The organism is Pseudomonas urmiensis (assembly GCF_014268815.2).
GTDB lineage: Bacteria > Pseudomonadota > Gammaproteobacteria > Pseudomonadales > Pseudomonadaceae > Aquipseudomonas > Aquipseudomonas urmiensis.
In genome coordinates this window covers 1690680-1705763 of the sequence record NZ_JABWRE020000001.1, presented here as the reverse complement: position 1 = coordinate 1705763, position 15084 = coordinate 1690680, and the positions used below count along the sequence as shown (strand labels likewise).

Genomic DNA, 15084 nt, shown 5'->3' with positions numbered 1-15084 from the left:
ATCTGACCCCAGGCTTACGCAGAGGTTGCCTGCGCCTGGTCGGTTTGTTGCGACAGCGCCGGTAGCGGCAACAGCACGCTGAATGTCGAGCCCTTGCCCTCCTCACTGTCGACCTGAATGCGCCCGCCATGGGCCTGGACGATCTGCTCGGAAATATACAGCCCCAGGCCCAGGCCACCGCTGGCCTGCTGGGCCGCCACCCGCTCGAACTGCTGGAATATCCGCTGCTGGTTGGCGGCGCTGATGCCAATGCCCTGGTCCTGGACTTGCACCCAGGCCATGCCGTCCTGGGCGAACACCCGCACCTTGACCGGTCGTCGTTGCCCGTAGCGCAAGGCATTGGACAACAGGTTGGCCAGCACTTGTTCAATCCGAAATTCATCCCACTCGCCGGCCAGGGCCTGGCACTGTTCCAGCTCGATGCGCGTGTCCAGCGCGCTAGCCTGGGCGACGAAATTCTCCAGCAGGCCGCGCACCAGCTGGGCGAGATCGAACGGTTTGGGCCGCAGCGACAACTTGCCGGTGCGGATGCGCGAGACGTCGAGCATGTCTTCGACCAGGCGGATCAGGCTGTTGATCTGCCGCTCGTCGCGCTCGACCATGGCCTGCAGCTTGTCCTCGCTGAACGCGGCCAGATTACCCCGTGCCAGGTGCATCTTGCGCAGCTGGGCTTCAAGGATCAGGCCGTTGAGCGGGGTGCGCACTTCGTGCGAGACGATCGACATGAAGTCATCGCGCATACGCACCGCGTGCTCCAGCTCGCCGCGGGCCACCTGCAGTTGGCTGAGCAGCAGCTCTTGCTCCTGGCGGCTGCGCTCCAACGCCTGTAATTGGCGATCGAGGACTTTGCGCTGGCGATACAGGTCGACGAACACCGAGACCTTGCTCTTCACCGCCAGGGTATCGAGCGGCTTGTGCAAAAAGTCCACTGCGCCGCTTTCGTAGCCTTTGAAGGCGTAGTTCATTTCGCGCCCGGCGGCGCTGACGAAGACGATGGGGATGTTCTTGGTCTTTTCCGTGCCACGCATCAGTTCGGCCAGCTCGAAGCCATTCATGCCCGGCATCTGCACATCGAGAATGGCCAGGGCGAACTCATGTTCGAGCAGCAGCGACAAGGCCTGCTCGGCCGATTGCGCCTGATGCACCTCACGATCCTCGCCGTGGATCAGGGCGTCGAGGGCCAGCAGGTTTTCCGGCAGGTCGTCGACGATCAGCAGTTTGGCGATGATTTGGCTTAGCATGCGCGAGCTTCCAGGGTGGCGAGCAACTGCCCGATACCGCTCAGAGAAAGTATATGGTCTGGGCTGTGCAGGGCCAGCGCAGCCTCCGGCATCAGCGCGACCTGTGCATCTTCAGGGTCCTGGACCACCGTCCGGCCTCCGCATTGTTTGATATAGGCAAGGCCCTGGGCGCCGTCTTCGTTGGCACCGGTCAGGAGCACGCCAAGCAACCCCGCGCGATAAGCATCAGCCGCGGAGGTGAACAGAAAATCGATCGCCGGGCGGGAGAAATGCACCGGCGCCTCCTGGCTCAGCGACAGGCTCAAATCACCCTCCACCGACAGGTGATAACCGGGCCCTGCGACATAGATAAGCCCCGGCTCGATCGTCGCCTTGTCCAGCGCCTCACGCACCGGGCGGCCAATCTTGCGCTGCAGCACTTCGGCCAACTGGCTGTGGCGATCGTCGGGCAGGTGCAGCACGCACAGCACCGGGATGGCAAAGCCCTGTGGCAATCCGCCGAGCACTTTGAACAGCGCAGCGACACCGCCGGCCGAGGCGCCGATGACTACCGCATCGACGCCGTTCATGATTTGCGAAAAATCCGTTCAGGCTTGACCAACGCTTCGAAACGGTCGCTGTAGGCGGAGAAGTCTACCGACTCTTTGCTGCCGAGCAGCAAAAAGCCGCGGTGGCACAACGATTCGTGAAACAGGCCCAAGGCGCGATCCTGCAGGTCCTTGTTGAAATAGATCAGCACATTGCGGCACGACACCAGCTGGGTTTCGGAAAACACGCTGTCGGTGGCCAGGCTGTGGTCAGCGAAGGTGACGTTGTCGCGCAGGCTGCTGTCCATGATGGCGTTGCCGTAGGCGGCGGTGTAGTACTCATTGAAGTCGCGCCGCCCGCCCGCCTTGCGGTAGTTTTCTTCGTAACCGTGCATGCTCTGCATCGAGTAGATGCCCTGCTTGGCTTTTTCCAGCGAGTGCGGATTGATGTCGGTGGCATAGAGGATGGTGCGCTCCAGCAGCCCTTCCTCGCGCAGCAGGATGGCCATGGAGTAGACCTCCTCGCCCGTGCTGCAGCCGGCGATCCAGATCTTGATCGAGGGCCAGGTGCGCAGCAGCGGCACCACTTCCTCACGCAAGGCAAGGAAATGGCCGGGATCGCGAAACATCTCGCTGACCGGAATGGTGAGGAACTGCAGCAACTGCATGAACATGCCGGGGTCGTGCAGCACCCGCTCTTGCAGCGCCGACACCGTGCGACAGTCGAACTGGCGCAGGGCGTGAAGGATCCGACGCTTGATCGAAGCGCCGGAGTAATTGCGAAAATCGTAGCTGTACTTGAGGTAGATCGCCTCGATCAGCAGCCGGATCTCGATATCGGTGTTGCGCTCGCTAGTCAAATTCGCTCCAGTTGCGGCAGCCAGACGCGGATCAGGGAGAACAGTCGGTCCAGATCGATCGGTTTGGCCAGGTAGTCATTGGCGCCTGCTTGCAGGCAGCGCTGCTGGTCGTCCTTCATCGCCTTGGCGGTTACGGCGATGATCGGCAGTTTGCGCCAGCGCGGTTGCTGGCGGATCAGCCGGGTCGCCTCGTAGCCGTCCATCTCCGGCATCATCACATCCATCAGCACCAGGTCGATGTCGTCGTGCTTGTCCAATTGCTCGAGCGCTTCGCGCCCGTTGCGGCCAATCTCGACGATGGCGCCCTTGTGCTCCAGGGCGCTGGTCAGGGCGAAGATATTCCGTACATCGTCATCGACCAGGAGGATCTTGCGCCCCTCGAACACCTTGTCGCGGCTGCGCGCGGTCTTGAGCATGCGCTGGCGCTCGTTGGACAACTGCGATTCGACCTTGTGCAAGAACAGCGTGACCTCATCGAGCAGACGCTCAGGCGAGCGTGCGCCTTTGATGATGATCGAGCGCGAGTACTTGAGCAGGTCGGTCTCTTCTTCCCGGGTGAGGTTGCGCCCGGTGTAGACGATCACTGGCGGGAAGCTGCGGATATCCTCGGCGGTCATGCGCTTGAGCAGCTCGTTGCCGAGCATGTCTGGCAGCTTCAGGTCGATGATCATGCAGTCATAGATGTTCTCGCGCAGCAACTCCAGGGCGTCCTGGGCCATGGCCACGGCGGTGATCTCGATATCGTCGTCGCCGATCAGGCGGGCAATGCTCTCGCGTTGCAGGTCGTCGTCTTCGACCAGCAGGATGTGCTTGAGTTTCTGCGTCAGCTTGGCTTCCAGGCGGGCGAAGACTTCCTTGAGCTGCTCGCGGCTGGTGGGCTTGACCGCATAGCCGACTGCGCCCATGTGCATGGCCGCTTCGATGCGGTCTTCGACCGAAATGATGTGCACCGGGATGTGGCGGGTGCTGGCTTGTTCCTTCAGACGCTGCAGCACGGTAAGCCCGGAGTGATCGGGCAGGCGCATGTCCAGCAGGATCGCGTCCGGCAAGTACTGTGCGGCGAGCTGGAAGCCTTCGTCGGCGCCCTGGGCGGCCAGGCAGCTGTAGCCCAGCTCATGGGCCAGGTCGAACAGGATGCGGGCAAAATTCGGCTCGTCCTCGATGACCAGGATGCAGCGATTGCTAAAGGGTGCCAGCTCACGGTCGTCGGCAAAGTTATGCCGGGCCACCGGCGCCGGCGCCGCCAGCTGTGGCGCCGGCGGCAGTTGATCCACGGCCGGACGCAGGGTTTGCACTTCGACCTGCTCAGCGTCCGATTCATAGCGCTCGGGCAGGATCAAGCTGAACACGCTGCCTTGTCCGGGGCTACTGTCGACACTGATCTGGCCCCCGAGCAGGTGCGCCAAGTCGCGCGAGATCGACAGGCCCAGGCCCGTGCCGCCATAGCGGCGGTTGCTGGTGCCGTCGACCTGGTGGAAGGCGCCGAAGATCGCTTGCTGTTGATCGGCAGCAATGCCAATGCCGCTGTCGCGTACGGCGAACACAATGCCTAGTCCGGCCTGCTGGCTGATGGTCATGCTGACTTGGCCGCGCTCGGTGAACTTGATGGCGTTGGACAGCAGGTTCTTGAGAATCTGCTCCAGGCGCTGGCGGTCAGTGAACAGGGTCGCCGGCAACGGATGCTCGAGTTGCACCTGGAAGTCCAGGCCCTTGTCGGCCGCCAGCGGCTGGAACATGCCGCGCAGGCCCTCGACCAGACGCTCGACCTGAGTGGTCTCGGGGCGCACTTCGAGTTTGCCGGCCTCGACCTTGGCGATGTCGAGGATGTCATTGATCAGGTTGAGCAGGTCGTTGCCGGCCGAATAGATCGAATCGGCGAACTTGACCTGCTCCTCGCTGAGGTTGCCTTCGCCATTCTCAGCCAACAGCTTGGCCAGGATCAGCGAGCTATTGAGCGGCGTGCGCAGCTCGTGCGACATGTTGGCGAGGAACTCGGACTTGTACTTGCTCGAGCGCTGCAGGTCTTCGGCGCGCGCTTGCAGCTCTTGCTGGGCCTGGTTGAGCTCGCTGTTCTTGCGATCCAGGGCGTCGGTGCGCTCGGACAGTTGCTCGTTGGTCTGCTCAAGCTCGGCCTGCTGGGTTTCCAGATGCGCCTGGGACTCCTTGAGCACCCGCGACTGTTCTTCCAACTCTTCGTTGGCGGTCTTGAGCTCCTCCTGCTGGACCTGCAACTCTTCATTGAGCTGTTGCGTCTCGGCCAGCACTTCTTGCAGGCGCTGGCGATAGCGGGCGCTCTCGATCGACATGCCGACGTTTTCCGCGACCCGCTCCAGCATCTCCTGGTCACGCTCGCTGAGCGGACGCAGGAAGCCCAGTTCGAGCACGCCGTTGATCTGGCCATCATCGCGGCTGGGCATCAGCAGCGCGCTGCGTGGCAAGCCGCTGCCAAGCCCTGAACTGAGATGAAAATAGTCTTCGGGCAGCTGCTCGAGGCGCACGATGCGCGCCTGGCGTACAGCCTCGCCCAGCAAGCCGTCATGCGAGCCGAGGGTCTGGGTGCGGGCCTGCTCTTCGGCGTTCAGGCCATAACTGGCCACTCGCAACAGCTGGCCATGCTCGTTACGCACATAGAGGGCGCCCACCACACTGCCCAGATAAGTGGCGAAGAAACGCAAGATGTTGTCACCGAGCATGGGCAGGGTCAGCTGGCCCAGCACCTGTTCGGCCAGCTGCGTCTGGCCGTTGCGCAACCAGGCCTGGTGTTCCAGGCGCTCAGCCGAACGCTGCTGGGCTTGCAGGTTCTCGGTATAGCTATCAGACAGCGCCAACAGATCGCGACGGCCCAGGTAGGCCAACAAGCCACTCAAGGCAACGATGAACAGCACGAACGCGCTGATGGCGGTCACGGTGACCGTATTGACCGTTTCGTTACGCGCCTGGCGCAGCTGCTGTTCGGCTGCAACCAAGGCGTCGAATTCTTTACGGATTTCGTCGGTGATCCGCTTGCCGCGACCGTTACCAAGGGCCAGTTGATAGTCGCCCTGGGTGCGGCGCAGGCCAATCATCTCATGGCCAAAATCATTCCAGGCTCTTTGCAGGGCGATCAGCCGATTAACCCGCTCAACCTGGGTCGGGTTGTCCGAGACCATCTCGCGCAGGCTTTCGAGGCTGCTGAAGATCCGCGGTTTAGCCACCTCATAAGGGTCGAGGAAGCGTTCATCGCCGGTGATCAGAAAACCGCGCATGCCGGTTTCCATGTCGATCGACAGCTTGACCGTTTCATTGGCATTGCCGATCACCCGGTCGGTGTGCTCGACCCACTGCATGGCCGAGAGCAGGTAGTTGATCACCGCGACGAAGGCCACGGCGCCTAGCAGGCCCACCCCTAAAGGCAAGCCGACGTTGCGGCTCAACAGCTTGCGAAAGCTTTGCTGGTCCATCGAGGCTGCTTGAATCATCTGAAAACGCCCGAGCGAAAAAAGTCCGTTGAATACATGTGGCGGAAACACCCTTGGTAGCGTGGCGCCCGCTGCTGCGCTGACTGGTTCAAGCGCAAAGTCTAACCAGCTTTGCCGCATCTGGCAGGGGCATTTAGCCAGTATTTGAGAACAGCGTGCGTCAATCGTTCCATCGAATTACCAGCAACGTTATGCTGGGGAACTTCTGCCACTGCTCTGGGCACAGAGTAGAGACACTTCTTTTGTACAGGATCCCGATCAATGCACCTTCTGGTAGTCGAAGACGACGACATCGTTCGCATGCTGATGGTCGAAGTGCTCGACGAGCTGGGCTACACGGCCATCGAAGCGGACACCGCCACCGCTGCCCTGCGGATTCTCGAGAACCCCGACCAGCCCCTGGACCTGCTGATGACCGACGTCGGCTTGCCGGACATGCGCGGCGAAGAGCTGGCGGGCAAAGCGCGGGAAATCCGCCCGTTGCTGCCGGTATTGTTTGCCAGCGGCTATGCCGACAGCTTCAACGTGCCTGAAGGCATGCACATGATCGGTAAGCCGTTCAGCATCGATCAGCTACGCGACAAAGTGGTGGGGATTCTCGGCGCACCCTAAGCGTCCGATCTGGGTGATGACGGTGTAGGACCGGCTTGCTCGCGATGAGGCCGCAACAGGCAAAATCCCTCTAGATTGTTCGGCGCAACAAGTAGGTATCCATGATCCACCCCTTACGCCGGCGAGCCTGCTCTCGCACCTGAACGATCCTCGCCTTGACCTGCTGCAGGGGCCCGGCGATCAGAATTTCGTCCGCCGTCCCTAAATACGCGCCCCAGTAGATGTGCAGCTGTGGATCGTCCAATCCGGCGAACGCGCACTGGCCATCGAGCATCACCACCACGTTGTCGATTCGCCCCTGTTCGACCAGGCGCCGACCAGGCAACACCGTCAGTGGCTCGCCAATGCGATTGAGGGGGATCTGGTGGCGCGCGGCAAGGGCCTGGACACTGCTGATGCCGGGGATCACCTGCAGCTCAAGCAGCACACCCAGCTCACGCACCAGGTCAAGGATGCGCAGGGTGCTGTCATACAAACCAGGCTCTCCCCAAAGCAGGAAGGCGCCGACATCACCGGGCTGCAACTGCTCGTCGAGCAAACGCGCATACAGTGCCGCGCGCTGCTGGTGCCAGTCGCGCACGGCGCCGACATAATCGGCCGCCTGGCCGTCGCGCAGCGGGTCTTCGACCTGCACCAGGCGGTAGCCGCCCTGCGGCCGGTAACGCTCAAGGATGGCCTTGCGCAGGTGCAGCAAGTCGTCTTTGTCGGTGCCCTTGTCGAGCACGAAGAACACCGAGGCACGCTTGAGTGCATCCACAGCCTCGTAGGTGACCTGGCGTGGATCGCCAGGCCCGATGCCGATCAGTAACAGCTGCTTCATCGCTCTGCCCGTCTGTGAACCTGCGGCCATTGTCGCGCTGGCCGCAGGGCTTTGGCAAAGCGACTTACAGGATCGAGAAGTTGTAGCTGACAATGACCCGGGTTTCGTCCATGTCGCGTGCCCACTTCTCATAGTTGCTACGGTAGGTGGAGTTACGCAGGCGCACGCTGACGTCCTTGAAAGTGCCGCTCTGCACTTGGTACTTGAGCTCGGTGTCGCGCTCCCATTCCTTGCCCTCGTCGCGGCTGCCCGGGACCTTGATATGGTCGCCGTTGATGTAGCGGGTGAAGAAGCTCAAGCCCGGCACGCCCAGCGCCTTGAAGTCGTAGTCATAGCGCAGCTGCCAGGAGCGCTCCTGGGCGGCAGCGAAGTCGTTGACCTGGGCGTAGTTGACCAAGTACGGGTTGCTGCCATCGAGGTAAGGCATGGCACTTTCGCCATACATGCGCTGCCAGCCAGCGCTGACTTTGTGGCCACCCAGGCTGTAGCCGAGCATGCCGCTGAAGGCACGATGATCGATCTCGCCGGCGCGAGCGTTTCCAATGTCGTCACTCTTGATCAGGCGCAGGTCGGCCGACAGGCTACCCATCGCCAGCGGCTGGCTGGCAACCACACCGAGGAAGTGCTGGCGGTAGATGTTTTCAAGCTTGGCCACCTGGTATTGCGCGCTCAGGCGGTCGTTGAAGCGATAGTCCAGGCCCGCCAGGTCAAAGTGATCGGCTTCGATATCGCAGGCATAGCGCTTGTTCTTGCAATGAACGCGAATGTCCTGGCGATCGGTGGAGTCCCGCGCGGTGTACTGGTTCAAGCGCGCCAGGGTGAACTTGAGGTCATGCACTTCTTCGGAGGTAAGCATCGCACCATGGAACAGGGTCGGCAGCAAACGACCGTCGTTGTACTTGAGCAGCGGCACATCCGGCATCATCGAACCGTACTTGAGTACAGTGTTGGAAACTTTCACCTTGCCGGCCACACCGAGCTTTGCGTATTGGTCGGCAGAGCGGCGTGGGTCATGCCCGCTGGAGGGCAGCAAACCACTGTTACTGTCGGCCGGGCTTGAATCGAGCTTGAAGCCGAGCATGCCCAACGCATCTACACCAAAACCGATCGGCCCTTGGGTATAACCAGACTGAACATTGAGAATAAAGCCTTGGGCCCACTCTTCGCGCTTGGACGCGCCTTGGCTGGAACTGCTGTGGCCGTCACGAAAATCCCGGTTGAAATAGACATTGCGTGCTTCAAGCTTGGCCGTGGTGTCTTCAACAAAACCGGCGGCCTGGGCATTGACACCGGCACACAGCAAGAACAGGCCGGCAACACGACGCCCGGGGGCGAGTGGGAGGGGGGCAAACATGCGAGGGAACATCCAAAAAGAAAGGCGAAAACAAATCCGCCGCCGTCAATGGCCGCGGTACTGCAGCACAGCCGAAGACATATCGACCAGCATCTTGAATGTTCACCCAAAGCCTCTGGCGCGGGCAATTGGACCATGGTCTAAACAACTGGCGGTTGGCACCCGTGGACGTTATAAATTGCCGTTCGAAAAACTAAATTAGTTCCAGATCAATTGATTGAAAGTTTACGGTTTACCCACTAGCCAGCGACTACTACACTCGACCACAGCGAACAGCTGTACCCACCCACGTGGCCGGCGTTTAACGCGTCTTCAATGTTCGTCACGCCCTTGCCACAGTTGAATTACAGGAGTGATGACAGTGTCCAGACTTGCAGAGTTTCGTGCTGCCGAAAAAGCCCTCCAGGAACAGATTGCCCAACTGGAAGCGCTGAAAAAGGATGCCGGCCTCAAACGCGAAATCGAATTCGAGCAGAAACTACTCGGGCTGATGAAAAGCTATGACAAGGGCCTGCGCGATATCGTTGCCATCCTCGACCCTAAAGCCGGCAGCAAGGTGGCTTCCAAGACGCCGGGCGCGGCGCCCAAACAGCAGCGTCGACCCCGGGTAGTGAAAGTCTACGAGAACCCGCACACCGGAGAACTGATCGAGACCAAAGGTGGCAATCACCGGGGCCTTAAAGCCTGGAAAGAGGAGTATGGCGCCAAGACGGTAGAAAGTTGGTTGCGGCCATGAAACGTGCACATACACTTCACACTTTTTTCACAGCGCCTGGCGCACTATCGAACCAGCTAAAGGATTAGCGACCCCATCTGCGCCCGCACACGCGGGCCTCTAATTCAAGCGCCCTGCCCTCGTGCAGGGCGCTTTCATTTTGCGCAATCGCTTCAGTCCCGTATCATGGCCGGCCTGTCTTTACCGCTGGCGCCCCAGGATACAAAGCCTAGGGCCCGGCCCCGTCTCTGGAGCCCCCATGAGCCTGAACGATCTGAACACCCTGCCTGGCGTTACCGCTCAGCCGGACACCGCCACCGCTCAATTCGTCTTCAACCACACCATGCTGCGGGTCAAGGACATCGAGAAGTCGCTGGACTTCTACACCCGCGTCCTGGGTTTTCGCTTGGTAGACAAGCGCGACTTCCCCGAAGCACAGTTCAGCCTGTACTTCCTGGCCCTGGTCGACCCGGCGCAGATCCCTGCCGATGACGCGGCCCGCCACCAGTGGATGAAGTCGATCCCAGGCGTACTGGAGTTGACCCACAACCACGGCACCGAGAACGATCCTGAGTTCGCGTACCACAACGGCAACAGCGATCCACGTGGTTTCGGCCATATCTGCATCTCGGTGCCAGACGTCGTGGCTGCCTGCGCGCGCTTCGAAGCGCTCGACGTGCCGTTCCAGAAACGCCTGGCCGATGGCCGCATGAACCACCTGGCGTTCATCAAGGACCCGGATGGCTACTGGGTCGAAGTGATCCAGCCAACCGAGCTGTAAGCACGCCGCCCGCCTGGGCGCGCTCGTCGGGCCGGGAACTACCGGCCCCTTGCTGTGGTATATGGAAGTAACCGCTTCCACACCACAGCGAGGTAAGGACGATGCAAACCCTTCACTGTGAATACCGCGACCACACCATCACTGCCAGCGTCATGGCCCACCCTGGGTCACCCCTGCCCTACGCCGCTGGATGCCTGATCACCGACCCTGAAGGCCACACCAGCAGGCGCTTGGCGCTTCCGCTGAAAATGGCCTTGCTGTCTGATCTGAACAACGCCCAGCATGCGTCTCTGGCCCACGGCAAATGGCTGGTGGATCAGAAGCTCGATGGTGATAGACGAACGCCATGATATCGCCCACTAATTGGGGCCGCTTCGCGGCCCTTCGCGGCGGTTCGGCGTCCCGACAAGCCCGCTTCCACAGGTACAGCGCCAATCTAGAGAACGGCGCTGTACCTGTGGGAGCGGGCTCGCCCGCGAACGGGCGCGAAGCGGCCCCATAACGGGCGGTTTAAGTATTCAGGTAGCGCGCGCGTATTCGATGGCAGATTCGACCTGCTCAGCTGTCGGCCTGACGCCGGTGTACAGCACGAACTGCTCCAGCGCCTGCAAGGCGATCACCTCAAGCCCGGTAATCACCGGCTTACCTAGCGCTTGCGCCTTGCGAACCAGTGGCGTGAGTGCAGGCATCGCGACCACATCGAACACTCGCTCGGCTGCGGCAATGGCCGTTTCAGCAAATGCCAGCTGCTCGGCCTCAGCCCCGCCAGCCATGCCGATTGGCGTCACGTTGACCAACATGGGCGGCGCCAGATCACCCAGCTCGGCCTGCCAGCGATAACCACAGACATCCGCCAGCTGCCGCCCAGCCTGCTCATTGCGGGCAACGATGAGCCCCTCGCGAAAACCGGCATCACGCAAGGCGCTGGCCACGGCCTTGGCCATTCCACCACTGCCACGCAAGGCAAAAGCTGTCGCCGGGTCCACCTGATGCTGCTCAAGTAGCTGGCGCACTGCCAGGTAGTCGGTGTTGTAGGCCTTCAAATGGCCGTTGCTGTTGACCAGGGTGTTGACCGATTCGATCGCCTGCGCCGACGGATCGATTTCGTCGACCAAGGCCATGCACGCTTCCTTGTACGGCATCGACACCCCACAGCCGCGGATCCCCAGGGCGCGGATCCCAGCGACCGCAGCGGGCAGGTCCTGGGTGGTCATGGCCTTGTAGTAGTAATCCAGCCCCAACTGCTGGTAGAGGTGATTGTGAAAGCGCACACCAAAGGTGCCGGGGCGGCCGGCCAGGGAAATGCACAGTACGGTGTCTCTGCTAGGGGTCATCGCCAGGGTTACTCCTTGACCGTCACTGAATCGATTACGCAGCCTAGCAGACAGCGCCACCGGCGCGCCTCAGTTCATCGCAGGCCAGGCATAGGCTCAGCGCAGGCTTACAGGAACGGGCTTGCCCCGCGATGAGCCGCAAACCAACACCCGCCAAGCAAAAGATCAGACGACGAACGGCGTCTGAAGAACCGATCCAGCATGAAGCTTTTTTCATTTCATGGCCGGCTCTGAGCGAGCAATCGACAGCACTTCGACCATACTCCACAATGCAACGGTTTTTTGGGGGAAACCCTTGCACAGCCAACGACATACCAACTTTTAGTGAGCCTCAACGTGAAAACTTCCCTGTCCATCCTCAGCCTGCTGCTGTTGCTCACAGGAACTGCGACCCTTCCGTCGACCGCTGCTGCACAACCCCCGGCCCAGGTTCAACGCGACCCTTCGAAACTGCACCTGGCCTCTGGCAGCGCCCTGCTGATCGACCTGAACACCAATAAGGAGTTGTATTCGAGCCACGCTGATCGCGTGGTCCCCATCGCTTCGGTCACCAAGCTGATGACCGCGATGGTGGTGCTCGATGCCAAGCAGCCCATGGACGAAATGCTCAGCATGACCATCGCCAACAACCCGGAGATGAAGGGCGTCTATTCCCGCGTTCGCTTGGGCAGCCAGCTCGATCGCCGCGAGACCTTGCTGATCACCTTGATGTCGTCGGAAAACCGCGCCGCCAACAGCCTGGCCAACCATTACCCAGGCGGCTACAACGCGTTCATCAAGGCCATGAACGCCAAGGCCCGCAGCTTGGGCATGAGCCACACCCGGTATGTCGAACCCACCGGCCTGTCGACCTTGAACGTCTCCACTGCACGGGACCTGGCCAAGTTGCTGATGGCTTCGCGCAAGTACCCACAGTTGAGCGAGCTGTCGACCACCCGCGAAAAAACCGTAGCGTTCCGCAAGCCCAACTACACCCTGGGCTTTCGTAACACCGACCACCTGGTCAACAAGAGCAATTGGGATATCAAGCTGACCAAGACCGGCTTTACCAATGAAGCCGGGCACTGCCTGGTGCTGCTGACCAAGATGGACAACCGGCCGGTCGCGATGGTGATTCTCGATGCATTCGGCAAGTACACCCACTTTGCCGATGCCAGCCGCATGCGCCAGTGGCTGGAGACCGGCGCCGCCAAACCGGCACCTGCGGTGGCCATGCAGTACAAGGCTGAGCGGCGCAATCGCGTGGCGGCGGACTGAGCCTGTCGCGCACCCTGTGCACACGGGCCGCCCGGCGGCCCGAATCGGCTGTCACGCCTGCGTATTGACCATACCGCCCGCGCTGCTGCCGCCGGTCTTGCTCAGTGCTTCGAGCAACTGCGCGGTAGCGGCCATGATCTGGCCATTGAGCGTGGCGATACTGGCCTGCTTGGCGGTCACGGCCGCCAACTTGACGGTATCGTCCGTGTTCTGCGCCATCAGATCAGCCAGTTGCTTCTGTTCCTCGGCCATCTGCTTTTGCAGCTGCTTGATCATCTCGCGCAACTGCTTGATGTGCGCAGGCTCACTGCTTTCTTCACTGGCGCCTGCTGCCGGCGCCTGGCCGCCACCGGCGACTTTGCCCAGGTCTGCCTGGGTGGTTGCGCCCGCTTTCTCACCCTGCTCGGCTTCGCTTACCTGAGCGGTTTTCGCCGCGGCCTCAAGCGAAGCATTACTGTTGATGGTAACTGCAGTAATTCCAACCATGTTCTTAACCTGCCTTGAGGTGGTCCTTGCGTTGACTCACTTATCGGCCGGGCGGTGCAGTTCTTGAGGGCGCAAGCCCATCCAGGCAACAGTCGTCGGTTAAATTCCCTGAAAGCTGGCTCGTTCCAAGTGTGTATCAGGCGCAGGAGCCGGACCCCGGCAGGCGTCCACATTCGAACTTTAGGGAATCGCAGCCATGAGCCAGACCCCAGAAACAATCAAAGACCTGATCGGCGTGGGCTTCGGCCCTTCCAACCTGGCCCTGGCCATCGCCCTGGAAGAGCTTGCCCAAAGCCAAGGCCACGCGCTCGATGCGCTGTTCATCGACAAGCAACACGATTACCGCTGGCACGGTGACACCCTGGCCACCCAAAGCGAGCTGCAGATTTCCTTCCTCAAGGACCTGGTCTCGCTGCGCAACCCCACCAGTCCCTACAGCTTCGTCAACTACCTGCACCAGAAGCAGCGTCTGGCCGACTTCATCAACCTGGGCACTTTCTACCCCTGCCGCCTTGAGTACAACGACTACCTGCGCTGGGCAGCCGAGCACTTTGCGGCCCAAGCGGTGTACGGCGAGCAGGTGTTGCGTATCGAGCCTGAAGTGACCGGCGGGCGGGTCGAACACCTGCGCCTGGTGTCGCGTGATGCCAATGGCCGCGAGCATAGCCGGCGCACCCGCTCGGTGGTGATCGGCAGCGGCGGCACGCCGAAGATCCCCGAGAAGTTCACCGCGTTCAAGGACGACCCGCGGGTCTTTCACCACTCCAAGTACCTCAGCAGCCTGGCCAAACTGCCTTGCACCGAGGGCAAGCCAATGCGCATCGCAGTGATCGGCTCCGGGCAGAGCGCCGCCGAAGCCTTCATCGACCTCAATGACAGCTACCCCTCGGTCAAGGTCGACATGATCCTGCGCGCCACCGCTTTGAAGCCCGCCGATGACAGCCCGTTCGTCAACGAGATCTTCGCCCCCGACTACACCGACCTGGTCTATAACGAACCGGCCGAGCAACGCAGCAAACTGATCGGCGAATACCACAACACCAACTACTCGGTGGTCGACCTGGATCTGATCGATCGCATCTACGGCATCCTCTATCGGCAGAAGGTTTCCCACCAGTTCCGGCATAACGTGCTATGCCGACGCAATGTCGAAGCGGTCGTGGCGACGCGCGATGGCATCGAGTTGACTTTGCGTGACCTGGCTACCGGCCATCAGCAGACCCACCGCTACGATGCGGTCATCCTCGCCACCGGCTATGAGCGTCGCTCGCACCGCGAGTTGCTGGCGCCGCTGGAAGGCTATCTGGATGACTTCAGCGCCGACCGCAACTACCGCCTGCTGGCAAGCCCGGACCTGCAAGCGTCGGTCTACCTGCAAGGCTTCTGCGAGACCACCCACGGCCTGAGCGACACCCTGCTCTCGGTGTTGCCGGCAAGGGCCGCAGAAATCGGCCAGGCGCTGTACAAGGATCTGGCCCGACAAGGCAATGCACAACCGCTAGCCGCCCTGACCGGTGCCTGAACCGCCCTGACGCTGGGCCTCAAGCCGGCATGTCGCCTCAACGCGCATGCCGGCTTGCGCTTTCTGAAACATTTGCTTGCATTTAAAAAGGCAGGATTTTGATTCTCATTCGTCCTT

The 15084-nt window shown here is 61.2% G+C and carries 14 protein-coding genes; 6 read left to right on the top strand and 8 right to left on the bottom strand.

Annotation, left to right across the window (positions count from 1 at the left end; genetic code table 11):
* Window positions 1-14: 14 nt before the first annotated feature.
* Genes HU737_RS07545 through HU737_RS07530 form a run of 4 tightly spaced genes read right to left on the bottom strand, consistent with a single transcriptional unit; the run spans window position 15 to window position 6086 of the window.
* A complete protein-coding gene (locus HU737_RS07545) occupies window positions 15-1241 on the bottom strand; it encodes a hybrid sensor histidine kinase/response regulator (RefSeq protein ID WP_186553504.1) in 1227 nt (408 codons plus the stop codon).
* Complete coding sequence (locus HU737_RS07540; protein WP_186553505.1) at window positions 1235-1810, bottom strand: chemotaxis protein CheB; 576 nt, start codon at window positions 1808-1810, stop codon at window positions 1235-1237. The genes HU737_RS07545 and HU737_RS07540 overlap by 7 nt, the downstream gene beginning before the upstream one ends.
* Entirely contained in the window at window positions 1807-2628 is an 822-nt protein-coding gene (locus tag HU737_RS07535; RefSeq protein WP_186553506.1) for a CheR family methyltransferase, read from the bottom strand. The genes HU737_RS07540 and HU737_RS07535 overlap by 4 nt, the downstream gene beginning before the upstream one ends.
* A complete protein-coding gene (locus HU737_RS07530; protein WP_186553507.1) occupies window positions 2625-6086 on the bottom strand; it encodes a response regulator in 3462 nt (1153 codons plus the stop codon). Before HU737_RS07530 ends, HU737_RS07535 begins: the two co-directional genes overlap by 4 nt.
* Window positions 6087-6347: 261 nt before the next feature.
* Here HU737_RS07530 and HU737_RS07525 point away from each other — a divergent pair, with 261 nt between their 5' ends.
* Window positions 6348-6698, top strand: a complete 351-nt coding sequence (locus HU737_RS07525; RefSeq protein WP_186553508.1) for a response regulator — start codon at window positions 6348-6350, stop codon at window positions 6696-6698.
* Between the two features lie 70 nt (window positions 6699-6768).
* Here the strand turns inward: HU737_RS07525 and cobF are convergent, their stop codons facing one another.
* Window positions 6769-7518: a precorrin-6A synthase (deacetylating) gene (cobF, locus tag HU737_RS07520; RefSeq protein WP_186553509.1), complete on the bottom strand. Its 750-nt coding sequence runs from the start codon at window positions 7516-7518 to the stop codon at window positions 6769-6771.
* 64 nt (window positions 7519-7582) lie between these two features.
* Window positions 7583-8872, bottom strand: a complete 1290-nt coding sequence (locus HU737_RS07515) for an OprD family porin (protein WP_186553510.1) — start codon at window positions 8870-8872, stop codon at window positions 7583-7585.
* 361 nt (window positions 8873-9233) lie between these two features.
* Between HU737_RS07515 and HU737_RS07510 the strand changes: the two genes are divergently transcribed.
* From HU737_RS07510 to HU737_RS07500, 3 genes are all read left to right on the top strand, one after another.
* Window positions 9234-9608 (top strand): histone-like nucleoid-structuring protein, MvaT/MvaU family, encoded by a 375-nt coding sequence (locus tag HU737_RS07510; protein ID WP_186553511.1) that lies wholly within the window; start codon window positions 9234-9236, stop codon window positions 9606-9608.
* A gap of 238 nt (window positions 9609-9846) precedes the next feature.
* Window positions 9847-10368, top strand: coding sequence for a lactoylglutathione lyase (gene gloA, locus HU737_RS07505; RefSeq protein WP_186553512.1), 522 nt, complete (start codon window positions 9847-9849; stop codon window positions 10366-10368).
* Between the two features lie 101 nt (window positions 10369-10469).
* On the top strand, window positions 10470-10718 hold the full coding sequence (locus HU737_RS07500) for a hypothetical protein (RefSeq protein WP_186553513.1): 249 nt from the start codon (window positions 10470-10472) through the stop codon (window positions 10716-10718).
* Window positions 10719-10886: 168 nt separating this feature from the next.
* Here the strand turns inward: HU737_RS07500 and HU737_RS07495 are convergent, their stop codons facing one another.
* Complete coding sequence (locus HU737_RS07495) at window positions 10887-11708, bottom strand: shikimate 5-dehydrogenase (RefSeq protein ID WP_186553656.1); 822 nt, start codon at window positions 11706-11708, stop codon at window positions 10887-10889.
* A 330-nt stretch (window positions 11709-12038) separates the two neighbouring features.
* Here HU737_RS07495 and pbpG point away from each other — a divergent pair, with 330 nt between their 5' ends.
* Window positions 12039-12959, top strand: coding sequence for a D-alanyl-D-alanine endopeptidase (pbpG, locus tag HU737_RS07490; RefSeq protein WP_186553514.1), 921 nt, complete (start codon window positions 12039-12041; stop codon window positions 12957-12959).
* A gap of 51 nt (window positions 12960-13010) precedes the next feature.
* Here pbpG and HU737_RS07485 read toward each other — a convergent pair whose 3' ends face one another.
* Entirely contained in the window at window positions 13011-13445 is a 435-nt protein-coding gene (locus HU737_RS07485; protein ID WP_186553515.1) for a kinetochore Spc7 family protein, read from the bottom strand.
* Window positions 13446-13641: 196 nt separating this feature from the next.
* Here HU737_RS07485 and HU737_RS07480 point away from each other — a divergent pair, with 196 nt between their 5' ends.
* A complete protein-coding gene (locus HU737_RS07480) occupies window positions 13642-14967 on the top strand; it encodes a lysine N(6)-hydroxylase/L-ornithine N(5)-oxygenase family protein (protein ID WP_186553516.1) in 1326 nt (441 codons plus the stop codon).
* Window positions 14968-15084: the final 117 nt, after the last annotated feature.